Here is a 20604-nt window from a genome sequence, read left to right as displayed (position 1 = left end):
AATGTGACCAATCCGTAGCCGTTCGCCATGACGACAGGCCGGATCAGTGAGGGCATCATGCCTATCGTGAGCGAGGGAAGCGTCGCCGACGCCAAAATTGGGGTAAGGCTCGCGTCGAGACTTCCGGCACGGACGGATGACTCCGACCTAAGGGAACTGACGAGCCTCGCCGTACAGGGGGATCGCAGCGCGATCGAATCCCTGCTCGGCGAGTTGCGTCCGATGGTGGTGCGCTATTGCCGCGCCAGGCTGGGCAGGGTTTCGGGGCAATATCACATTGCCGATGACGTGGCCCAGGAGGTTTGCATCGCGGTGTTGTCCGCGTTGCCGCGATACCGCGACATGGGGCGGCCGTTCGCCTCGTTCGTCTTCGGGATCGCCTCGCACAAGGTGGCCGACGCGCTGCGGAGCTCGGTGCGTTCCGCCGTGCCGACCCAGGACCTGCCGGACGGGCCGGACGAGGGCCCGGGGCCGGAGGAGACGGTGGTCCGCTACATCGAGGTCGAGCACGCCCGCAGGCTGCTCGCCCGGCTGCCCGAGAACCAGCGCGAGCTGCTGCTGCTACGGGTGGTCTCCGGTCTGTCCGCCGAGGAGACCGGTAATGTACTCGGTATGTCACCAGGTGCCGTCCGCGTCGCCCAGCATCGGGCGCTGACCAGGCTGCGGCAGATGGCGGAGCTGGAGTCCGCTTGACGCCGGAGCACGAGACCGACGCGCTGTTCGATGTGCTCGGTCGTGGAGAGCTGCCCGGCCCCGGCTCGGGTCACGCCGGCGACCCCGCGGTGCGCCTGCTGGCCGCGCTGGTCGGTGACGTTCTGGACAGGGACGTCCTGGATCGGGACGCTGTGGATCGGGACGCGCTGGGAGGGCTCTGTGCCCTGGGAGGACGGCCTCGGCTTTCCGAGGTCGGTGACGCGGGCCGGGGCCGCTCCTCAGAGTCTTCCGATGGTTCGCCTGATGATCTCGGTCAGCGACGCTCCTCCGTGTCGATGACGCCGTCGACGTAGCCTCTGGCGTATTCCCAGGTCACGTAGTCGGCGGGGTCGGGGTGGAAGGCCGGCTCGTGCACCTGTGGCTGGCCTTTCTCGATCATCTGCCGTAGGTTGCCGCGCAGCAGCTCCCAGTCGAAGTAGTGCTGCTCACCGCATTCCGGGCAGTCGAGTACGAGACCCAGCACCCCCTGCGGTTCGAGCAGGGAGCGGAAGACCTCGACGTCGGCGAGGTCGGTGATGGCCTCGTCACGCTCGGCCGCGGTCAGTGGCTCCGCGTCGTCGAGCGCGCCCATCGCCGAGGAAGGGTCGTTCGGGTCGTCCGCGAACGGGTCGCGGGGGACGTCTTCCAGCACCTTCCCACCATATGACCGATGCGGCCCGCGCGGTGAGTATCTGACACCGGCGGTGAGTGTCCCAGACCGGTGACGGTCTTGACCCGGCCGTCCCACGGCCGGCGCGGAAGAAGTCTCGCGCCTGGTCAGCTCAGCCAGCCGCGCCTGGTCGCCTCGACGCCCGCGTGGAAGCGCGTCTGGGTGCCCAGTTCGGACATGGCGTCGGCGAAGCGGGCGCGTACGGTCCGGACCGAGACGCCGAGCTGGCGGGCGATGGAGTCGTCGCACATGCCCTGGGCGGCCAGGCGCAGCACCTGCACCATCCCCTCGCCCTTGCGGCCCCAGGGGAGCGGCACCGCCCGTCCCCACAGCTCGTCGAACAGCGCGCGCAGCACGCCGACGACCACGGGGGTGCGGACCAGGTAGAAGTTGTAGGCGTGGTCGGGCAGGTTGCCGCCCCAGAACGGCGGCAGGCCCGCGACCTCCGCCCCGGCCGTCATGAACCAGCTCGGCACCCTGCGCAGGGTGCGCACCTGGCCGCCGGTCTCGATGAGCTCGGTGAGCTGGGCGCGGACGCCGGGCAGTGCGAGCGTGTCCACGGGAATGACCGCGGATACCGAGAGCAGTTTTCGTTTTTGCGCATCAATCCAGGGATCCGCAAATTTGCGAACAAAGTCAGTCATAGTGCGCTCATCGGGGATCGCCGTCACCAATTCCATCCCCGGCGACTGCACCGCGATGCCGACGACGCTTTCGTAGAGCACGTCCGCGCCGTTCGCGAGTTCGACCGTGAAGGATCCGCTCTGGTAGTCGCGGCCGGCGTCATAATCGCGGATGAGGCTGCGGATCGAGCCGAAGGCGGAGTCGATCATCCGGCTCTCCTCGGCGAGCCGGTCGAGGCGCTGGGCGATCACCCGGCCGAGCGCGGCGGCGGGGTGCCGGGCGAAGTACTCCCCGGAGTGCTCGTCCACCACCCCGAGCTTGACCAGATCGTCGAGCTGGCGGCCGACCTTCTCCACGGGGCCGTCCATGGCCTGCGCGATGTCGGTGCGGGTGGCCCTGTGCAGGCGCAGGATCGCCGTGTAGAGCGCGCGCTGGGCCGGGTCCAGACCCAGCGTCTCCAGCGGATCTGACCGGGTGCGGGACTCGTTGCGCATTGTGTGCGGCTCCGTAGGGGGAACACGGGCGTGCCGCGAGAATAACGCCGCTTGACGCCCTTGTCCGCTTCTTGCGACGACTGGCGTTTCCTCCGCGTCCACCGGTACGCCCGTCGTGCAGCTTCGTGCAACTGCACGTTTGGACATTGCGGCGCTGCCGGTGAGTGACGCAGGATTCACGTAGCGTCGGCATCTCGTCAGAGTGCGGCAGCGCAGCCCATCAGGACGCGGAGGGGGGTTCGGTGGTGCGTGGCGCCGCGGCATTGGGTTGCCGGTGGCCGGGGTATGGGGCGGATCACCGACCGTCCCATCCCCCGGCACTTTTTGTTGCGGTGAATGCCGGGAGTACGACGGGCCGTGGGGGTCATCGTCCTCCCGGCATTCGCCTGCCGGGCGGGCGATGTGCGAGGTCGGCGGTCCGCGTTTGGCGGCAGGCCATAGACTGAGGCGCATCAACGGGAACGGCAGAGGGGGCCGCAGCATGTCCAAGTTCACCGAAACAGGACTGACCTTCGACGACGTGCTGCTGGTGCCAGCCTATTCAGACCTGCAGCCGGGCGAGGCCGACACGGCCTCCCGGCTGTCGCGCGGCATCACGTTGTCCATCCCGCTCGTCTCGGCGGCCATGGACACCGTCACCGAGGCCCGCATGGCGGTCGCCATGGCCCGGCAGGGCGGGATCGGCATCCTGCACCGCAACCTCGCGGTCGAGGAGCAGGCGCAGCAGGTCGACCTGGTCAAACGGTCCGAGGCCGGCATGGTGACCAACCCCGTCACCTGCAGCCCCGACGACACGCTGGCCGACGTGGAGCGCCTCTGCGCGACCTACCGCATCTCGGGCGTGCCCGTGACGGACATGTCGGGCTCGCTCGTCGGCATCGTCACCAACCGCGACATGCGCTTCGAGACCGACCAGTCGCGCCCGGTGCGCGAGGTCATGACGAAGATGCCGCTGGTCACCGCCCCGGTCGGGGTGTCGAGGGACGACGCGTTCGCCCTGCTGCGGCAGAACAAGATCGAGAAGCTGCCGCTGGTCGACGAGGACGGCCGGCTGCGCGGCCTGATCACGGTGAAGGACTTCACCAAGAGCGAGCAGTACCCACTGTCCACCAAGGACGCCGACGGCCGGCTGCTCGTGGGCGCGGCCGTGGGCGTCGGTGGCGACGCCGAGCTGCGCGCCAAGGCGCTCATCGAGGCCGGGGTCGACGTCATCGTCGTGGACGTTGCCCACGGCCACTCCAAGGGCCTGGCCGACATGATCGCCAAGGTCAAGGCCAACAGCAAGGTCCAGGTCATCGGCGGCAACATCGCCACCAGGGCGGGCGCCCAGATGCTGGTCGACGCGGGCGCCGACGCGGTCAAGGTCGGGGTCGGCCCCGGCTCGATCTGCACCACCCGGGTGGTGGCCGGCGTGGGCGCGCCGCAGGTCACGGCCATCTACGAGGCGTCCAAGGCCGCCGCACCGGCGGGCGTGCCGGTCATCGGCGACGGCGGTCTCCAATACTCCGGCGACATCGTCAAGGCCATCGCGGCCGGCGCCAACACGGTCATGCTGGGCTCGCTGCTGGCCGGCTGCGAGGAGTCGCCCGGCGAGCTGATCTTCATCAACGGCAAGCAGTTCAAGTCGTACCGGGGCATGGGGTCGCTGGGCGCGGTGCGCAACCGCGAGCGCGGCGGCACCTCCTTCAGCAAGGACCGCTACGCCCAGGGCGACATGAGCGGCGAGGACAAGTTCATCCCCGAGGGCATCGAGGGCCAGGTGCCCTACCGCGGCCCGGTGGCGGCCGTCGCGCACCAGCTCGTCGGCGGGCTGCGCCAGGGCATGTGGTACGCGGGATGCCGCACGATCGAGCAGATGCACACCGACTGTGAGCTCATGCCGATCACCGCGGCGGGCCTCAAGGAGAGCCACCCCCACGACATCCAGATGACCGTGGAAGCTCCGAACTATCACAGAAGGTAAGTTCATGACTCAGCAGGTGGAGATCGGCCGGGGGAAGACCGGGCGGCGGGCGTACGCGCTGGACGAGATCGGTCTGGTGCCCTCGCGGCGGACCCGCGACCCGGAGGAGGTCTCGATCGCCTGGCAGATCGACGCCTACCGGTTCGAGCTGCCCGTTGTCGTCGCGCCCATGGACAGCGTGGTGTCGCCGGCCACCGCCATCGAGATCGGGCGGCTGGGCGGCCTGGCCCCCCTCGACCTCGAAGGGCTCTGGACGCGCTACGAGGACCCGCAGCCGCTGCTGGAGGAGTGCGCGGCGCTCGACGCCGAGGCGGCCACCAGGCGGCTGCAGGAGATCTACGCGGCGCCGATCAAGGAGGAGCTGATCGGCCGGCGCATCGAGGAGATCCGCGCCTCCGGGGTCACCACGGCGGTCCGGCTGTCGCCGCAGCGCACGGTCCAATACCACAAGGCCGTGATCGACGCGGGTGTCGACATCTTCGTCATCCGCGGCACCACCGTCTCGGCCGAGCACGTCTCGGGGCGGGCCGAGCCGCTCAACCTCAAGCAGTTCATCTACGAGCTGGACGTCCCGGTCATCGTGGGCGGCTGCGCCACCTACACCGCGGCCCTGCACCTCATGCGCACGGGCGCGGCCGGGGTGCTGGTCGGCTTCGGCGGCGGCGCCTCGCACACCACCCGCAACGTGCTGGGCGTGGCGGTGCCGATGGCCACGGCGATCTCCGACGTGGCGGCGGCACGGCGCGACTACATGGACGAGTCGGGCGGCCGCTACGTCCACGTCATCGCCGACGGCGGCATGGGCACCTCCGGCGACATCGCCAAGGCCATCGCCTGCGGAGCCGACGCCGTCATGGTGGGCTCGCCGCTGGCCCGCGCGGCCGAGGCGCCCGGCCGGGGCTTCCACTGGGGCTCCGAGGCGCACCACCCCGACCTGCCCAGGGGGCGGCGGGTCGAGTTCGGCACCGTGGGGACGTTGGAGCAGATCCTGCACGGGCCCTCCAGCGTGGCCGACGGCTCGATGAACCTGATGGGCGCGCTCAAGCGCACGATGGCCTCCACGGGCTACTCCGACATCAAGGAGTTCCAGCGGGTCGAGGTCGTCGTCTCGCCGATCCAGCGCTGACGGTCCCGCGACCGCGACGGCCCGCCTTCCGATCACCGGGAGGCGGGCCGTTTTTTGTGCGTGTGCTAGCCTAGTGCTCCTAGGAAGAAAGCTAGAGCTATTAGGAGGACGAGTGGCGGCGGCGCGAGCGGGGCTGACGGCCGAGCGCATCACGCGGGCGGCGGCCGACCTGGCCGACGAGGTCGGCTTCGACAACGTCACGGTGTCGGCGCTGGCCCGGCACTTCGGCGTCAAGGACGCGAGCCTCTACTCGCACGTCAAGAACCTGCGCGACCTGCGCACGAGGGTGGCGGTGCTCGCCGCGGGCGAGATGGTCGACCTCATCGCGGCGGCCGTGGCCGGGCGGTCGGGCAAGGACGCCCTGGCCGCCTTCGCGGGCGCCTACCGCTCGTACGCCCTGCGCCACCCCGGCCGCTACGCCGCCACGCAGAGCAAGGTGGACCTCGCGCAGGTCGCCGACCTGGCGCCGTTCCTGCGCACCGGCGAGCTGACGTACGGGATGCTGCGCGCCTACGACCTGGCCGAGCCCGACCTCACCGACGCGGTGCGGCTGCTGCGCAGCACCTTCCACGGCTACACCAGCCTGGAGGCCGTGGGCGGCTTCCAGCACTCCCGGGACGTGGACGCGTCCTGGGACCAGGCGATCGAGGCCCTGCACGTGACGCTGACGCACTGGCCCAGGGCGAACGAGGAGGACCGATGAAGACCGGCACGCTGCGCGTCCCCGGCGCCGAGCTGTTCCACGAGGTACGCGGCGCGGGCCCGATGCTGCTGCTGGTGCCGGGCGGGGGCGGCGACGCGGGCACCTTCGACGGCATCGCCGACGTGCTCGCCCGCGACTTCACCGTGGTCGCCGCCGACCCGCGCGGCTACTCCCGTAGCCGGCTCGACAGCCCCGAGCCCGTGGACCAGCGGGTGCAGACGCAGAGCGACGACTGCGCCCGGCTCATCGACCACCTGGGCGGCGGCAGCGCGTACGTCTTCGGCGGCAGCGACGGCGCGATCGTCGTGCTCGACCTGCTCGCCCGCCATCCCGGACGGGTCCGGCGGGCCGTGGTCCACGAGCCGCCGTGCGTGGCGGTGCTGCCGGACGCCGCCGAGCGACTGGGGTTCTTTCGCAAGGTGTACGAGATCTACCGGGCCGAGGGGCTGGTCGCGGCGGGGGCGTACATGAGCGAGGGCATCGGTGGCACGCTCAGGCCGCTGCCGGACCCGGCGACGCTGTCACCCCGGGCCGCCGAGCGGGTGGTGCGGACGGTGGCGAACATGCCGCTGTTCATGGAGCACGAGCTGCGGCAGTTCACCGCGTACGAGCCCGACCTGGAGGCGCTGGCGGCCGTCGCCGACCGGCTCGTCCTGGCGGCAGGGCGGGAGACGCGGGGGCATCTGCCGTACCGGCCGGCGGCGGAGCTGGCCCGGCGGCTCGGGCGCGAGCTGACCGAGTTCCCCGGCGGGCACGGCGGCTACACCGAGGCGCCCGAGGAGTTCGCCGAGCTGCTGGCGCGTACGCTGCGGGGCTGAGCCGCCCGCCGTAGCATGCGCGGATGGCCGATCTTCGCCACACCCACGAGGTGTCCTACGACGGCGACGTCGTCACCAAGCGCTACCGCGCCACCGAGCCGGGCGCGGCCGAGCGGGAGTGGCGGGCGCTCACCCTGCTGGCCGAGCACGCGCCGGGGCTCGCGCCGGAGCCGATCGCGTTCGAGGCGGGCGTGGTGCGGATGAGCCGCCTCGACGGGGAGCCGCTGCGTGGGCTGCCCGTGACGGACGACCACCTCGCGGCCCTGGCCGGGGCGCTGGCCGAGCTGCACGCCGCCGTTCCCCGGCCGGTGCTGCGGGACGTGCCGGTGCGGCCGTGGCAGCGGGAGGCGGCCGGCGACTGGATCCGGGGGCAGGTGGCGCGCTGGCGGGCCCGCGACCCGCTCACCGACCGGGCCGTGCGCGAAGGGCTGCGCTGGCTGGAGGGGTGGCGGCCGGACGGGGGCGGGGTGCGGCCAGTGTTCGGGGGCGGTGACGGCAACCTGGCCAACTTCCTGTGGGACGGCGGCCGGGTGCGGGTCGTGGACTTCGAGGACTCGGGGCGGAGCGATCTGGCGTACGAGCTGGCGGAGCTGGCCGAGCACGTGTCCATGTGGGTGGACGTCGGGGTGGACGTCGGGGTGGACGTCGGGGTGGACCTCGTCGCCCGGTTCGAGCTGAGCGCGGGGGAGCAGCGGCGGCTGCGCGAGTGCCGCCGGGCGCAGGCGCTGGTCTGGCTCTTCCTGCTCGCGCAGGACGACCCGGACAATCCGCGCAACCCGCCTGGCACCTTCCGGCGCCAGGCGGAGCGGGTGCCGGCGCGGCTGGACGCCTGAGCCGCGTCGAAGGCTCCGCGTGAGCCGCGCCTGAGGCTCAGCCCGCCAGGACGCCCAGCAGGTGGCTGACCTCGCGGCTCACCGCGTCGCGGCCCGCCTTGACGTATTTGCGTGGATCGACCACCCGCTCGTCGTGGCCGAGGTAGTCGCGGATCGCGCCGGTGAACGCCTTGTTCAGGTGGGTGGCGATGTTGATCTTCTTCATGCCGTGCCGTACGGCGGCCCGCAGGGTGTCGTCCGGCACGCCCGACGAGCCGTGCAGCACCAGCGGCACCGGCACCGCCGCGCGCAGCTCCGCGATGAGGCCGAGGTCCAGCTCGGCGGACTTCGTGGTCATGGCGTGGGAGGTGCCGACGGCCACGGCGAGCGCGTCCACGCCGGTCTTCGCGACGTAGTCGACGGCCTCGTGCGGCTTGGTGCGCGCGCCGGGCGCGTGCACGCCGTCCTTGCCGCCGACCTCGCCCAGCTCGGCCTCCACCCACACGCCGCGTTCGTGGCACCAGGCCGCCACCTCGGCCGTGGTGCGGACGTTGTCCTCGTCGGGCAGGGCGGAGGCGTCGTACATGACCGAGCCCAGGCCCAGCTCCACCGCCTCCTCCACGAGCGCGCGGTCGGTGGCGTGGTCGAGGTGGACGGCGACCGGCACCGCGGCGCGCCGGGCCACCGCGAGCGCGCCCAGCGCGATCGGCTCCAGCGCCCCGTGGTAACGGACGCAGTTCTCGCTGATCTGCAGCACGACCGGCAGGTCCAGCGCCTCGGCCCCCGCCACGATGGCGGTGGCGTGCTCAAGCTGGATCACGTTGAAGGCACCCACCCCCGCGGGGGACTGACGGACGATGTCGCCGATGGCGGAGAGGGGCATGGTCGCTCCTTACGTGATGACGATCTGGGGAAGGACGGCGGCGTAGACGTCGCGGTCGAAGTCGCCGGCCACCGGGGCGGCCACGGCGGCCGCGCCGAGCGCCGCCGCCCGCCGCAGCCGGTCCGGCCACGGGGTCGCCTCGGCCAGGCCCAGGGCCAGCCCGGCGACCAGCGAGTCGCCCGCGCCGGTGGGGTTGCCGCGCACGGCGTAGGGCATCCTGGCCCGGAACGTTCCCTCGCCGGTGACGGCGAGCAGCCCGTCGGCGCCCAGGGACACCACGACCGACTCCGCGCCCTGGCCGCGCAGCGCCCGCGCGCCCTCCTCGGGGGCGCCAGGCACGGCCCTCGCCAGCTCCTCCGCGTTGGGTTTGACGATCGCGGGCCGGCCCTCGGGCGCGTGGCGCAGCGGGTCGCCGTCGGCGTCCACGATCACCGGCGCGGCGGTGAGGCCGCTGAGCGTGGCGTAGAAGTCCGCGGGGACGCCGCGCGGCAGGCTGCCCGAGAGCACCACCACCTCGGCGTCGGCGGCCAGCGCAGTGTAGTGCCGGGTGAACGCCGCCAGCTCCTCGCCCGTGACCTCGGGGCCCGGCTCGTTGAACAGCGTCGTCGCCGGCCGCTCGCCGGTCTCGGAGACCGCGAGCGTGGTGCGGGAGTCGCCCGCGACGGCGAAGACCGCGCTCGGCAGCTCAGCCGCCCGCAGGTCGTCCTCGATCGCCTGCCCGGTCGGCCCGCCGGCCAGGCCGGTGACCAGCACCTCCCGGCCGAGCGCGGCCAGCACGCGGGCCACGTTGACGCCCTTGCCGCCCGCACGCCTGTGCACCTCACCGACCCGGTTGACGCCGTCCCATTCGACGGCGGGCACCTGGTAGGTCACGTCGAGCGCCATGTTGAGCGTCACCGTGAGGATCATCAGGGCTCCGTCGTCCAGACGCCGTCCTTCATGACCGCGTCCACCTCCAGGTCGGGGGAGAGCACGACCAGGTCGGCGGCCTTGCCTGCGGCGATCGAGCCGATGCTGCCCGCCAGGCCGAGCACCCGCGCGGGCGTCAGCGAGGTCACCTGGACGGCGTCGGGCAGCGACAGGCCGAGCTCGCGCACGGCCCGGCGGAAGGCGACGTCCATGGTGAGGGTGGAGCCCGCGATGGAGCCGCCCTCGGCGAGCCTCGCCACGCCGTCGTCGACGCGTACGCGCATGGAGCCGAGCTGGTAGTCGCCGTCGCCGAGCCCGGCGGCCGACATGGCGTCGGTGACGAGCACCGTGCGGCCCGGCCCGGCCACCTCGTACGCCAGCCGCAGCATGGCCGGATGCACGTGCACGCCGTCGTTGATCAGCTCGACCGTCACCCGCTCGTCGTCCAGCAGGGCCGCGATGGGGCCGGGCGCGCGGTGCCCGAGCTGCGGCATCGCGTTGTAGAGATGCGTGGCGAGGCTCGCGCCCGCCTCGATGCCGGCGATGGTCAGGTCGTAGTCGGCCTCGGTGTGGCCGATGGCGGCGATCACGCCCTCGGCCACGGCCAGCCGGATCGTGTCGAGCGCCCCGGGCAGCTCGGGCGCGATGGTGAGCATGCGTACGTGCCCGCGCCCGGCCTTGACCAGCTCGGCGAACTCCTGCGGCGACGGCTCGCGCAGCAGCGCCGGGTCGTGCGCGCCGCAGCGGCCGCGCGCGATGTAGGGGCCCTCGAAGTGGATGCCGGCCAGCAGCCCTTCCTCGCACAGCTCGGCCAGCGCCGCCGCGGCCCTCGCCAGGCCCTCGGGCGCGTCGCTGACCAGGCTCGCCATCGTGGTGGTGGTGCCGTGGCGCCGGTGCAGCGCCACGGCGGTGCGCGCCTGGTCGAGGTCGCCGGTGGGGAAGGAACCGCCCGCGCCCCCGTGGTTGTGCACGTCGACGAAGCCGGGCACGACGTGCCGGCCGCCCAGGGCGAGGCCGGGGCCGGGAGCGCTGCCCTGGCCGACGTGCGTGATCCGGCCGTCTTCGATGGTCAGCCACCCCTCGTGCACACCTTCAGTGGTCACGATCCGGGCGTCGGCGAGAGTAAGGCTCATGGAGAAAGGATCACAGATCGCGTGAGGTGCATGGGCTCGTCGGGGTTGAGCCCGCCCGCGAAGGCGCGGGCGACCGCCACGCGCTGGGCGCGGATCAGCTCGGCCATCGGGTCGAGGCCGCTCTCGACGAACGTCGCGCCGGTCCGCTCGACCTGCGCGCGCAGGCCCTCGGGGGCCTTGCCGAGCATCCAGGTGACGCGGCCGGGGGCGCCGATGCTGATCGGGCCGTGCCGGTATTCCATCGCCGGGTACGCCTCCGTCCACGACCGGGACGCCTCGCGCATCTTGAGCGCCGCCTCCTGCGCCAGCCCGACGGTCCAGCCCGCGCCGAGGAAGCTGAACTGCTCGGCCTCCAGCAGCTCGGCGGGCAGGGGAGCGGCCACGGCCTCCTCGGCGTCGGCGACGGCGCGGGTCAGGTCCTCGCCGAGGCTCGCGCGCAGCAGCGCGAGCTGCGTGGTGGCGAACCTGGTCTGCACGACCGACCGCTCGTCGGCGTAGTCGAGCACGACGACGTCGCCGGCGGCCTCCATGATCGGCGTCTTGGGGTCGGCGGTGATGGCCGTGGTCCTCGTGTCGATGCGGCCCAGCAGGTCGAGCACCTCGGTCGTGGTGCCGGAGCGGGTCAGCGCGAGCACCCGGTCGTAGGCGCGGCCGACAGGGAACTCGGAGGCCGCGAAGGCGTCGGTCTCGCCCTGCCCGGCCTGCTCGCGGAGCGTGGCGTAGGCCATCGCGATGAACCACGAGGTGCCGCAGCCGACCACGGCGACCCGCTCGCCCTCACGCGGCAGCGCGTCCGCGGGGACGTTCGCGACGGCGCGCCGCCAGCACTCCGGCTGGGACGCGATCTCGGCTTCGGTGTGGGTGGTCACCCGGCCTCCCCAGGATTGATTGTTTCTGCATCTTTTATAGCAGGAAAGTGCAGAATTGGGCAGTGGTGGCTCCGCCCCTCCCGGTGTGCCACGCTTGCTGCGGACCACATCCGCTAGGAGGCCCCGTGTCCCGCTACGACCGCTGGAACGCCATCCTCGAACTGCTCGCCCAGGAGGGGCGGCTGACGGTGGAGGAGGCGGCCCAGGCGCTCGAGGTGTCCACCGCGACCATCAGGCGGGACTTCGACCAGCTCGCGCAGCAGCAGATGCTCATGCGCACACGCGGCGGCGCGGTCGCCCAGAGCGTCAGCTACGACCTCCCGCTGCGCTACAAGACCGCCCGGCACGCCGACGAGAAGAACCGCATCGCCACCGCCGCCGCCGAGCTGGTCCCGCCCGGCGCGGTGGTCGGGCTCAACGGCGGCACCACGACCTCCGAGCTGGCCCGCACCCTGGCGATCCGGCCCGCGCTGGAGAGCGGTTTCACCGTCGTCACCAACGCGCTCAACATCGCCGCCGAGCTGACCGTCCGCCAGCACGTCAAGATCGTGGTGACCGGCGGGGTGGCCAGGCAGCAGTCGTACGAGCTGATCGGCCCGCTCGCCTCCGGCGTCCTGGAGCAGGTGACGCTGGACATCGCCTTCCTCGGCGTGGACGGCCTGGACGTCGAGCTGGGCGCCTCCGCGCACCACGAGGGCGAGGCCAGCGTCAACAACCTGCTGATCAGCCGGGCTGCGCAGGTCGTCGTGGTGGCCGACTCCTCCAAGATCGGCAAGCGGGCGTTCTCCCGCATCTGTCCCATCACCAGGATCGACACGCTGGTCACCGACGACCGGCTCTCCGACGAGCTGGCGGGCGCGCTCAGCGACGCCGGGGTGAAGGTTGTACGCGCCTGAGGCTTATCTGTGGGTATGAAGGGGCTCAGGACGCTATCAGGGAGTGTTATGACCTCGGGGATGGGTGCGGCAAGGCTCGGTCCAGCCGAGCGTGCCGCGGCGTTGGAGCGGATGGCCGCGCGGGAGCTCGACGTGGTCGTGGTCGGCGGCGGAGTGGTGGGGGCGGGGGTCGCGCTCGACGCGGTGACCCGCGGCTTGGACACGGGCCTGGTGGAGGCGCGGGACTTCGCCTCCGGCACCTCGTCCCGCTCCTCCAAGCTCATCCACGGCGGACTGCGCTACCTCGAACAGCTCAACTTCGAGCTGGTGCGCGAGGCGTTGCAGGAGCGCTCGCTGCTGCTCCAGCGCATCGCGCCGCACCTGGTCAGGCCGGTGCCGTTCCTGTTCCCCCTGACGCACCACCTGTGGGAGCGGCCGTACGTGGGGGCGGGGGTGGCCCTGTACGACACGCTCGGCTTCGCCTCGGGCCTGACCCGGGGCGTCCCCGGCCACCGGCACCTCTCGCGCTCGCGCGCGCTCCGGCTGGCCCCCGCGCTGAAGAAGTCCGCCTTCACCGGCGCGGTCCAGTATTGGGACGCCCAGGTGGACGACGCCCGCTTCGTGATGATGACGCTGCGCACGGCGGCCGCGTACGGCGCCCACGTCGCCCCGCGCACCCAGGTCGTCGGCTTCCTGCGCGAGGGCGAGCGGGTCACCGGCGTCCGCGTCCGCGACCTGGAGTCCGGCGCCGAGCAGGAGATCCGGGCCCAGCAAGTGGTCAACGCGACCGGCGTGTGGACCGACGACATCCAGGAGCTGGTCGGCGGGCGCGGCCAGATCCACGTCCGCGCGTCCAAGGGCATCCACCTGGTCGTGCCGCGCGACCGCATCCACTCGCTGACCGGGATCATCCTGCGGACCGAGAAGTCGGTGCTGTTCGTCATCCCGTGGGGTCGCCACTGGATCGTCGGCACCACCGACACCAGCTGGACGCTCGACAAGTCGCACCCCGCCGCCTCCCGCGCCGACATCGACTACCTGCTCGACCACGTCAACGCGGTGCTGTCGACGCCGCTCACCCGCGACGACGTGGAGGGCGTCTACGCCGGGCTGCGCCCGCTGCTGTGGGGCGAGTCCGACGAGACGTCCAAGCTGTCGCGCGAGCATGTCGTCGCGCATCCGGTGCCGGGGCTGGTGATGATCGCCGGTGGCAAGTACACCACCTACCGGGTGATGGCCCAGGACGCCGTGGACGCCGTCGCGCACGGCCTGGACCAGCGGGTGCCGCCGTCGTGCACCGACCGTGTCCCGCTGGTCGGCGCCGAGGGCTACCAGGCGCTGTGGAACTCCCGGCACCGCCTCGCCCACTCCTCCGGCCTGCACGTGGCGCGGATCGAGCACCTGCTCCAGCGCTACGGCTCGCTCATCGACGAGGTGCTGGAGCTGATCGAGCGCGACCCGTCGCTGGGCAGGCCGCTGACCAAGGCCGACGACTACCTGCGGGCCGAGATCGTGTACGCCGCCACCCACGAGGGCGCCCGGCATCTCAACGACGTGCTGACCCGGCGCACCCGCATCTCGATCGAGACCTTCCACCGGGGTGCGGCGGTCGCGCAGGAGGCCGCCGAGTTGCTGGCCGGCCCGCTCGGCTGGAACGACGAGCAGGTCAAGCGGGAGGTCGAGTACTTCACCAAGCGCGTCGAGGCCGAACGCCGCTCCCAGGAGCAGGACTCCGACCAGGAGGCGGACGCGATCCGGCTGGGCGCGCCGGAGATCGTCCCGGTCGTCGTCCCGGAGCGGGCATGAGCCGCGGCGAGCCGTCAGGGCAGCTCTCCGACCCCCGTGAGCTGCTGGAGGGCTACCTCGACCACTACCGCGCCGAGGTCCTGCGGTTGCTGGAGGGCTTCCCCGACCCCGAGGTGAGCCGGGTGCCGTCCGGCTGGACGCCGGTGGCGATGCTCAAGCACCTGGCGTCCATGGAGCGGCGCTGGTTCGTGTGGGACCACGCGGGGGAGCCGGTGGACGATCCCGACGACGACCGCGACGAGGCCGGCGACCTCGTGACCGACGAGTCGTTCGCCGAGGTCAGGGCGTTCTACCTGGCGCAGTGCGAGCGTTCACGCCAGGTGGTCGCCGCGGGGCGGCTGCCGGACCGGGCCGCGCGGATCGGCCGCTTCCGTGAGGAGGAGCCGCCGACGCTGGGGTGGATCATGTTCCACGTGCTGGAGGAGTACATGCGGCACGCCGGGCACCTCGACATCGCCCGGGAGCTGGCCGAGGCGGAGGAGCGGGCGGCCCCGGGGGCCGCCCGCTGAGCGAGGATCAGTACCGCGCGGATCAGTACTTCGTGGCGTCGTGCACGTCGAGCAGCGGTTCCTTGACGCCGTCAGGCGATTCGTCTGTCCAGTTGAAGTTGCCGGTCGAGATCAGCGTGCTGCGCACGGCCAGCGCGCCGGCCCGGGTGGTGGGCTTGCGGGTGCCCGCGGTGAGGATGCCGGCCGCGCCGGCCACGTGCGGGCTGGCCATCGAGGTGCCGCTGCTCGTGCCGTAGCCGCCGTTGCGCCAGGTCGAGTAGATGCAGGTGCCGGGCGCGGTGATCTCGACGGTGGTGCCGTAGTTGGAGTAGAACGCCGAGGTGTCGTCCCGGTCGGTCTCGCTGCGGCACGAGAGCGTGCTGCCGCCGGCGTAGCCGGCCAGGCCGTCGTTGTCGGTCAGCGCCGAGACGGTGACCACGTCGGCGTGGTTGGCCGGGAAGAAGCCGGAGGTGTTGGCGTTGCTGTTGCCGGCCGCCACGACGACCACGACGCCGGCGTTGGTGGCGTTGGTGATCGCGCTGCTGATCGCGCTGCTGGAGCAGCCGCTGCAGCCGAGGCTCAGGTTGATGACCTCGATGGTGGCGGCGCGGGCCACCACCCAGTCGATGCCGGCGGCGATGGCGGACAGGGTGCCGGAGCCGGCGGAGTTGAGCACCTTCACGGCGTGGATGCGGGCGCCGGGGGCGACGCCGACCACGCCGATGTTGTTGTCGATGGCGCCGATGGTGCCGGCCACGTGGGAGCCGTGGCCGTTGTCGTCGGTGCCGGAGTTGTTGACGCAGACGCCGGTCTGGCAGTTGGTGCGGGCCACCACGTTGAGGTCGGGGTGGGTGTAGTCCACGCCGGTGTCGACGACCGCGACGTCGGTGTTGATGCGTACGTCGTCAACGCCGTCGATGTCGAGGTTGGGGTTGCTCGGGCCGAAGATCCGCCGGATGCCTGTGGGGACGGTCTGGGCGAAGGTGTGGACCTCGGCGTCGGGCTCGACGCTCAGCACGTTGGGGTTCTTCTTGAGCCGTTCGGCCGCCTCGGCGGTGAGCTGGGCGGTGTAGCCCTTGAAGGCGTGCTCGTACACGCCGACGAGCCGGCCGCCGTACTGGGCGGTCTGCGCGGCGGCGAGGCTCTGCGGGGCCTCCCGGGTGATCGGCCTGAGCTGGACGATGTACGTGCCCTCGTCGGCGGCCGCGCCGGTCGTGGCGGCCGCGGCGCCGATCGGCGTCAGGGGTAACGCCAGCGCGCCGACGAGCAATGCGAGCAGGGGGGTGAGTGATCGCATGGCAGCGTGAGCCCTTTCTCGATGAAGATCGGACAGGTTGCTGTCAGCAAAAGTTTCACGACTTGTCGGGTAAGTCCATACAAAAGACGCCGGTTAGCTACTAAACGGCATCATTTGCTTGCCTAACGGAGTGGGATCCACGCTTGTGAGTCGAGCGTCGCCGCGTCGTTGACCTGGAGCCCTTCCTGCGACAGGGTCCAGACCGAGGATCCGATGACGATCGAGCGTTGGATACCGGGCTGGTATGGCTGGTCGCTGCCCTCTTGCCGCTGCGCCGGATGCCTGATCATGCCGAGCTTCGACACCCCGGAGTCGTCGATCCGCAGCACCAGCGCGCCCGACCCGTCCTGCTGGAAGAGGGGGATCACCGACAGGCCCGTCTTCGGCCAGTACAGGAACGCGTGCGGGTCCCACTCGGCCTCCGAGCCGGACTCCTTCTGGAAGAACCGCGACAGCCGGCGCGGCGCGGCCGGGTCGCTGACGTCGAACAGCGAGATCTGCGTGCCCAGCGTGCGGCCCTTGTCGCTGGCCTCCTGGCCGATCCCGATCAGCCGCCCCTCGGCGCCCGGATGCAGGTACGCCGAATAGCCGGTGATCTTCAGCTCCCCGGTCACCCTCGGCCGCGCCGGATCGCGCAGGTCCAGCGTGTAGAGCGGGTCCACCTGGCGGAAGGTGACGCAGTAGCCGACCGGGCCGATGAAGCGCACCGAGTAGATGCGCTCGCCCTTGCCGAGGCCGCCGACCTCCCCGGTCTTCGCCAGCGTGCGGGCGTCGAGCACGTGGACGGTGCTGGAGCTCTCGCGGCCGTCGGCGGAGACGATCGTGGTGGCGGCGCGCAGGTGGCCGTCGTACTCCGACAGCGAGTACTGGTTCAGCAGGCGGCCGGCGACCTTGCCCGAGGCCACGTACGCGGGCCGGCCGGGCGAGGCGACGTCGAAGCGGTGGATCTCGGTCTCCTCCGGCGGCGCCGTCGGCGTGGGCGCCGGCTCAGTGGGGGTCGGCTCAGTGGGCGTCGGCTCCACGGCCGGGGCCTCGCCGGTGGCCGGGGTCTCCTCGACCGGCAACTGGGGCATCGGCCACCACCAGCGCGGGTTGCTGGCGACGTACAGGCTGGTGCCGGTGCCGTAGACGATGTCGCCGTCGGCGGCCAGCGCGATAGGGTCGGTGCCGGCGGCGGTGAGGCCCTGCGCCAGGTCGAGGGTGTGGATCGTCAGCAGCGACGTCCCGGTGTAGTCGGCCGGGTGGCTGATCCGCTCGCACGGGACCGTGCCGTCGGTGACCTTGCCCGCGGCGTCGGTGATCTGGAGCTTCGGCAGCCAGGCGTCGAGCGGCGCGCGGCGGACCGTCTCCTGGTTGCGCTTGAGCTGCTCGGCCTCCGTCGCGTTCTCGGCCTGCGGGAACTCGATCTGCGGCTGGCTGCGGGTGACGATGCGGACGGTCGAGCCGACCATGCGGGCGTCGACGTACGTGCCCGACGGCTTGACCGTGCCGATGACCTTCGGCCGGCCGCCGGCCAGGTCCACGAGGACGTACCGGGTGTCGCCCATCGGGGCGATGCGGGTGCTCTTGACCATGATGTCGCCGTAGCCGCGGAACAGCACCAGCGCCCGGTCCCCGGCCATCAGCAGGTCGGCGGGGGCGTAGTACTGCTGGTCGCCCTCGGTCAGCTTGAGCGAGCCCGTCACCTTGCGGGTGGCGGTGTCGATGATCCGCAGGGTGCCGTTCGTGACGGTCACGACCCGGTCGCCGTCGGTCTTGACCAGGTCGGGCTCGTCCACGCCGGCCTCGTGCACGTTCGTGGTGGAGTGCTCGGGCGTGCTCTGCTTCGCCGTGGCCGCCGTGTCCGAGCGCTCCATCATCATGGGCATCACGCCGCCCAGCCCCCAGGGAGACACGTTCGCGGCCGTGTGCTCGCGCAGGCCCGCCAGCAGGTCGTCGCAGCCGCTGTAGGACACCAGGCGGATCGCGCCCAGCGACGACGGCTTCTGGCGGCCGGGCGGCTCCTCCGCGGACTTCCCCGCGGAAGAGGTGCAGGACGCCACCGCCGCCAGCGCGGCGACGGTCGCGACCGTACGGATCAACGTTCTCATGCCCCTATCACGGCTCGCGGGGGCGGGCGGTTCAGGAGCGGTGCTGCGGATTGACGGTGAACGCCGGGCTGAAGTCGAGGTCGTCGGGCACGTCGAGCAGCTTGCGCACCAGCTTCCCGGTGAAGTCGATCACCTGGATCTCGTCGACGTCGTTGTTGTCCTGCTCCCAGCAGTAGAGGTGGCTCTCGTCGTAGAAGCCGAGGACCTTGTCGCAGTCGGAGCCGAACTTGCGCACGCGCTCGCCGGACGCGGTGTCCCAGATGCAGTGGTCGCCGTCGCCGCCGTTGGGGCAGTTGGTGACGAACGTCTTGCCGGAGGGCGAGAAGATGTCCTGGGTGCCGGCCGACAGCGTGCCGATGCCGGGCAGCGAGCGGGTCGCCTTGCCCTGGGCGTCGAAGAAGCGCAGGCCGCGGTTCTTCTCGTCGCCGTAGACGTTGATCGCGCCCTCGTCCTCGGCGTCGAAGCCGAAGGCGGTGTCGCGGACCGCGGTGTCGCTGACGTTGACCACGTCGGCCTTCTTGGCGGCCACGTCCACGAGGACGAAGCCGAGATAGACCCACTTGTCCTCGCCGGTCTTGCGCTCGATGTTGAGCAGGATCCTGGTGCCGTCCTTCGACCAGGCCCGGATGCTGCTGATCAGCGGGGACTTGACGGTCTTGATCGTCGAGCGGTCGCCGGTCGTGCGGTCGGTGATGACGATGAAGTCGTGGTTGTCGGAGCTGTAGTCGCGGCCCCGGGTGGCGAGGTAGCGGCCGTCGGGGGAGACCCTGGACTCCCAGTTGCCGGCGTACTTGGTGAACGACGTGCTCTGCAGTGAGTTGCGCGCGTAGTCGACCCAGTCCTCCTTCTTCTTGTCGTAGACCTCGTAGGAGGTCAGGAAGACGGCGTCGGAGGGGGTCTCGTAGAGGTGGACGGCGCCGCCGGCGAGCGTCTTGCGCGGGCCCTCGCGCGGGACGCCGGTCTCCTGGGGCGTGGACGGCGACGTGCTCTCCCGGGGGCTGGTGCTCGCGGCGGGGGAGCCGGACGAGACGACCCTGGCGCCGCCGTTCGTCTTGTCCAGGGTGACGATCACGATGACGCCCGCGAGCAGGAGTAACGCCACGCCGGCGGTGATGCCGGCGATCAGCGGGCCGCGGCTCTTGCGGCGGGGGGGCTGCTGGCCGTACATGCCGGGGTAGGTCGGCTGGCCGTACGGCGGGGCCTGCTGGTGCGGCGGCTGCCACGGCTGGGACACGGGCGGCGGGACGTGGCCCCCGTGGGCGACCGGCTGCGGCCCCGACTGCGGGTACGGCACCGGCCCCGACGCCGGACCACCCGGGTGCGGGCCGGAGTGAGGGCCCGAGTGAGGGCCCGAGTGCGGCCCTGACATCGGACCGCTGGGCTGGGGGCCGGAGGGCTGGCCGGGCGGCGGGTAGGCGGCCGAAGGGCCGTGCGGGGCCGGCGGCCCGGCCGGACTCTGGGGCGCGGCCTCGGCGGCGGCCTGGGCGAGGATGCCCGAGCCGCCCGCCGGATGCTGGAGCAGGCGCATGATCACCTGCTCGGCGGTGGGCCGCTGGGCGGGATCCTTGTTGAGGCAGGCGGTGACCACGTCGAGCAGCTGGCCTTCCAGCACGCCGAGGTCGGGCTGCTGGTTGAGCACGCGGTTGATCACCGCGGGCATGGTGTCGCTGCCGAACGGCGCCCGCCCCGACGCCGCGTACACCATGGCGCTGCCCCAGGCGAACATGTCGGCCGCCGGCCCCACGGTGTGGCCCATGATCTGCTCGGGTGGCATGTACGACGGCGTGCCCACGACCATGCTGCTGATCGTCGAGGTGGCGTCGAGCGCGCGGGCGATGCCGAAGTCGATGACCCGCGGCCCGTCGGCGCCGATGATCACGTTGGCCGGCTTGAAGTCGCGGTGCACGATGCCGGCCTGGTGGATGGCGGCCAGCGCGGTGGCCGTGCCGATGGCCAGCCGGTGCAGCACCGACCCGGTGCGCGGCCCCTCCTCCTGCACGACGCGGTGCAGGGAGGGGCCCTCGATGTACTCGCTGACGATGTAGGGGCGGTCCTGTTCCACGCCGGTGCTGAGGACGGCGGCCGTGCAGAACGGCGCCACCTGCTGGGCCACCTGCACCTCGCGCAGGAACCGTTCGACGCTGACGGCGTCGCCGGCCTGGTCGGGGCGCAGCCATTTGACGGCCACGTGCGTGCCCGACGGGTCCTTGGCGAGGTAGACGACGCCTTGACCGCCCTCGCCCAGCCGGCCGAGGAGATCCAGGCCCGCCAGCCGCTGCGGATCTCCTGGGCGTAGCGGAGCGAAGGATGCCATGAAGGGATTCTTGCGCTACCACGCGGATCCGCAAAAA

18 protein-coding genes are annotated in these 20604 nt (G+C 71.9%); 9 read left to right on the top strand and 9 right to left on the bottom strand.

The genetic code is table 11. From position 1 onward, the window contains the following. The first annotated feature begins 57 nt into the window (after positions 1 to 57). On the top strand, positions 58 to 693 hold the full coding sequence (locus tag SMD20_RS25400; RefSeq protein WP_329592664.1) for a sigma-70 family RNA polymerase sigma factor: 636 nt from the start codon (positions 58 to 60) through the stop codon (positions 691 to 693). 274 nt (positions 694 to 967) lie between these two features. On the opposite strand, the gene SMD20_RS25395 is transcribed toward SMD20_RS25400, so the two are convergent. Next, positions 968 to 1345, bottom strand: a complete 378-nt coding sequence (locus tag SMD20_RS25395) for a DUF5319 domain-containing protein (RefSeq protein WP_329585425.1) — start codon at positions 1343 to 1345, stop codon at positions 968 to 970. A gap of 125 nt (positions 1346 to 1470) precedes the next feature. Continuing rightward, complete coding sequence (locus SMD20_RS25390) at positions 1471 to 2481, bottom strand: helix-turn-helix transcriptional regulator (protein ID WP_329585422.1); 1011 nt, start codon at positions 2479 to 2481, stop codon at positions 1471 to 1473. A 481-nt stretch (positions 2482 to 2962) separates the two neighbouring features. Between SMD20_RS25390 and guaB the strand changes: the two genes are divergently transcribed. The 5 genes from guaB to SMD20_RS25365 all read left to right on the top strand — a co-directional run bounded on the left by guaB (position 2963) and on the right by SMD20_RS25365 (position 7924). After that, positions 2963 to 4444 carry an IMP dehydrogenase gene (guaB, locus tag SMD20_RS25385; protein WP_329585419.1) on the top strand — a complete coding sequence of 494 codons (1482 nt, stop codon included), beginning with the start codon at positions 2963 to 2965 and terminating at the stop codon, positions 4442 to 4444. A gap of 4 nt (positions 4445 to 4448) precedes the next feature. Further along, positions 4449 to 5570, top strand: coding sequence for a GuaB3 family IMP dehydrogenase-related protein (locus SMD20_RS25380; RefSeq protein ID WP_177241039.1), 1122 nt, complete (start codon positions 4449 to 4451; stop codon positions 5568 to 5570). A 112-nt stretch (positions 5571 to 5682) separates the two neighbouring features. Beyond that, positions 5683 to 6273 carry a TetR/AcrR family transcriptional regulator gene (locus tag SMD20_RS25375; protein WP_329585414.1) on the top strand — a complete coding sequence of 197 codons (591 nt, stop codon included), beginning with the start codon at positions 5683 to 5685 and terminating at the stop codon, positions 6271 to 6273. After that, positions 6270 to 7091 carry an alpha/beta fold hydrolase gene (locus SMD20_RS25370; RefSeq protein WP_329585411.1) on the top strand — a complete coding sequence of 274 codons (822 nt, stop codon included), beginning with the start codon at positions 6270 to 6272 and terminating at the stop codon, positions 7089 to 7091. The genes SMD20_RS25375 and SMD20_RS25370 overlap by 4 nt, the downstream gene beginning before the upstream one ends. 23 nt (positions 7092 to 7114) lie before the next feature. Continuing rightward, positions 7115 to 7924, top strand: coding sequence for a phosphotransferase (locus SMD20_RS25365; protein WP_329585408.1), 810 nt, complete (start codon positions 7115 to 7117; stop codon positions 7922 to 7924). A 37-nt stretch (positions 7925 to 7961) separates the two neighbouring features. Here SMD20_RS25365 and SMD20_RS25360 read toward each other — a convergent pair whose 3' ends face one another. The 4 genes from SMD20_RS25360 to SMD20_RS25345 are packed head-to-tail and all read right to left on the bottom strand — an operon-like array spanning position 7962 to position 11697. Then, on the bottom strand, positions 7962 to 8786 hold the full coding sequence (locus SMD20_RS25360) for a class II fructose-bisphosphate aldolase (RefSeq protein WP_329585405.1): 825 nt from the start codon (positions 8784 to 8786) through the stop codon (positions 7962 to 7964). A 9-nt stretch (positions 8787 to 8795) separates the two neighbouring features. Further along, positions 8796 to 9695 (bottom strand): 1-phosphofructokinase family hexose kinase, encoded by a 900-nt coding sequence (locus tag SMD20_RS25355; RefSeq protein ID WP_329585402.1) that lies wholly within the window; start codon positions 9693 to 9695, stop codon positions 8796 to 8798. Beyond that, entirely contained in the window at positions 9695 to 10828 is a 1134-nt protein-coding gene (gene nagA, locus SMD20_RS25350) for an N-acetylglucosamine-6-phosphate deacetylase (RefSeq protein ID WP_329585399.1), read from the bottom strand. Before nagA ends, SMD20_RS25355 begins: the two co-directional genes overlap by 1 nt. Then, a complete protein-coding gene (locus SMD20_RS25345) occupies positions 10825 to 11697 on the bottom strand; it encodes an SIS domain-containing protein (protein ID WP_329585396.1) in 873 nt (290 codons plus the stop codon). The genes nagA and SMD20_RS25345 overlap by 4 nt, the downstream gene beginning before the upstream one ends. A gap of 125 nt (positions 11698 to 11822) precedes the next feature. Here SMD20_RS25345 and SMD20_RS25340 point away from each other — a divergent pair, with 125 nt between their 5' ends. Genes SMD20_RS25340 through SMD20_RS25330 form a run of 3 tightly spaced genes read left to right on the top strand, consistent with a single transcriptional unit; the run spans position 11823 to position 14887 of the window. Further along, entirely contained in the window at positions 11823 to 12593 is a 771-nt protein-coding gene (locus SMD20_RS25340) for a DeoR/GlpR family DNA-binding transcription regulator (RefSeq protein WP_329585394.1), read from the top strand. A gap of 60 nt (positions 12594 to 12653) precedes the next feature. Then, a complete protein-coding gene (locus SMD20_RS25335) occupies positions 12654 to 14378 on the top strand; it encodes a glycerol-3-phosphate dehydrogenase/oxidase (RefSeq protein ID WP_329585391.1) in 1725 nt (574 codons plus the stop codon). Then, positions 14375 to 14887 (top strand): mycothiol transferase, encoded by a 513-nt coding sequence (locus tag SMD20_RS25330; protein WP_329585388.1) that lies wholly within the window; start codon positions 14375 to 14377, stop codon positions 14885 to 14887. The genes SMD20_RS25335 and SMD20_RS25330 overlap by 4 nt, the downstream gene beginning before the upstream one ends. 22 nt (positions 14888 to 14909) lie before the next feature. Here SMD20_RS25330 and SMD20_RS25325 read toward each other — a convergent pair whose 3' ends face one another. The 3 genes from SMD20_RS25325 to SMD20_RS25315 form a co-directional block, all read right to left on the bottom strand. Then, the gene (locus SMD20_RS25325; protein ID WP_329585385.1) at positions 14910 to 16163 is read right to left on the bottom strand and encodes a S8 family serine peptidase; all 1254 of its coding nucleotides are present in this window, start codon (positions 16161 to 16163) and stop codon (positions 14910 to 14912) included. Positions 16164 to 16285: 122 nt separating this feature from the next. After that, the gene (locus SMD20_RS25320) at positions 16286 to 18253 is read right to left on the bottom strand and encodes a beta-propeller domain-containing protein (protein ID WP_329585383.1); all 1968 of its coding nucleotides are present in this window, start codon (positions 18251 to 18253) and stop codon (positions 16286 to 16288) included. Positions 18254 to 18284: 31 nt separating this feature from the next. Further along, a complete protein-coding gene (locus tag SMD20_RS25315) occupies positions 18285 to 20567 on the bottom strand; it encodes a protein kinase domain-containing protein (protein WP_329585381.1) in 2283 nt (760 codons plus the stop codon). Between the last annotated feature and the right edge of the window lie 37 nt (positions 20568 to 20604).

It is taken from the genome of Nonomuraea sp. LP-02 (assembly GCF_036289125.1).
GTDB lineage: Bacteria > Actinomycetota > Actinomycetes > Streptosporangiales > Streptosporangiaceae > Nonomuraea > Nonomuraea bangladeshensis.
Note: the sequence above shows the minus strand (reverse complement) of the source record. Positions and strands in the feature narration are given on the sequence as shown.

Bases quoted from the DNA above. Each gene is read 5' to 3' on its own strand.
- SMD20_RS25365 (WP_329585408.1), top strand. From the start codon at position 7,115: ATGGCCGATCTTCGCCACACCCACGAGGTGTCCTACGACGGCGACGTC.
- SMD20_RS25400 (WP_329592664.1), top strand. From the start codon at position 58: ATGCCTATCGTGAGCGAGGGAAGCGTCGCCGACGCCAAAATTGGGGTA.
- SMD20_RS25315 (WP_329585381.1), bottom strand. From the start codon at position 20,567: ATGGCATCCTTCGCTCCGCTACGCCCAGGAGATCCGCAGCGGCTGGCG.
- SMD20_RS25325 (WP_329585385.1), bottom strand. From the start codon at position 16,163: ATGCGATCACTCACCCCCCTGCTCGCATTGCTCGTCGGCGCGCTGGCG.
- SMD20_RS25370 (WP_329585411.1), top strand. From the start codon at position 6,270: ATGAAGACCGGCACGCTGCGCGTCCCCGGCGCCGAGCTGTTCCACGAG.
- nagA (WP_329585399.1), bottom strand. From the start codon at position 10,828: ATGAGCCTTACTCTCGCCGACGCCCGGATCGTGACCACTGAAGGTGTG.
- guaB (WP_329585419.1), top strand. From the start codon at position 2,963: ATGTCCAAGTTCACCGAAACAGGACTGACCTTCGACGACGTGCTGCTG.
- SMD20_RS25330 (WP_329585388.1), top strand. From the start codon at position 14,375: ATGAGCCGCGGCGAGCCGTCAGGGCAGCTCTCCGACCCCCGTGAGCTG.
- SMD20_RS25320 (WP_329585383.1), bottom strand. From the start codon at position 18,253: ATGAGAACGTTGATCCGTACGGTCGCGACCGTCGCCGCGCTGGCGGCG.
- SMD20_RS25335 (WP_329585391.1), top strand. From the start codon at position 12,654: ATGGGTGCGGCAAGGCTCGGTCCAGCCGAGCGTGCCGCGGCGTTGGAG.
- SMD20_RS25390 (WP_329585422.1), bottom strand. From the start codon at position 2,481: ATGCGCAACGAGTCCCGCACCCGGTCAGATCCGCTGGAGACGCTGGGT.
- SMD20_RS25355 (WP_329585402.1), bottom strand. From the start codon at position 9,695: ATGATCCTCACGGTGACGCTCAACATGGCGCTCGACGTGACCTACCAG.
- SMD20_RS25380 (WP_177241039.1), top strand. From the start codon at position 4,449: ATGACTCAGCAGGTGGAGATCGGCCGGGGGAAGACCGGGCGGCGGGCG.
- SMD20_RS25360 (WP_329585405.1), bottom strand. From the start codon at position 8,786: ATGCCCCTCTCCGCCATCGGCGACATCGTCCGTCAGTCCCCCGCGGGG.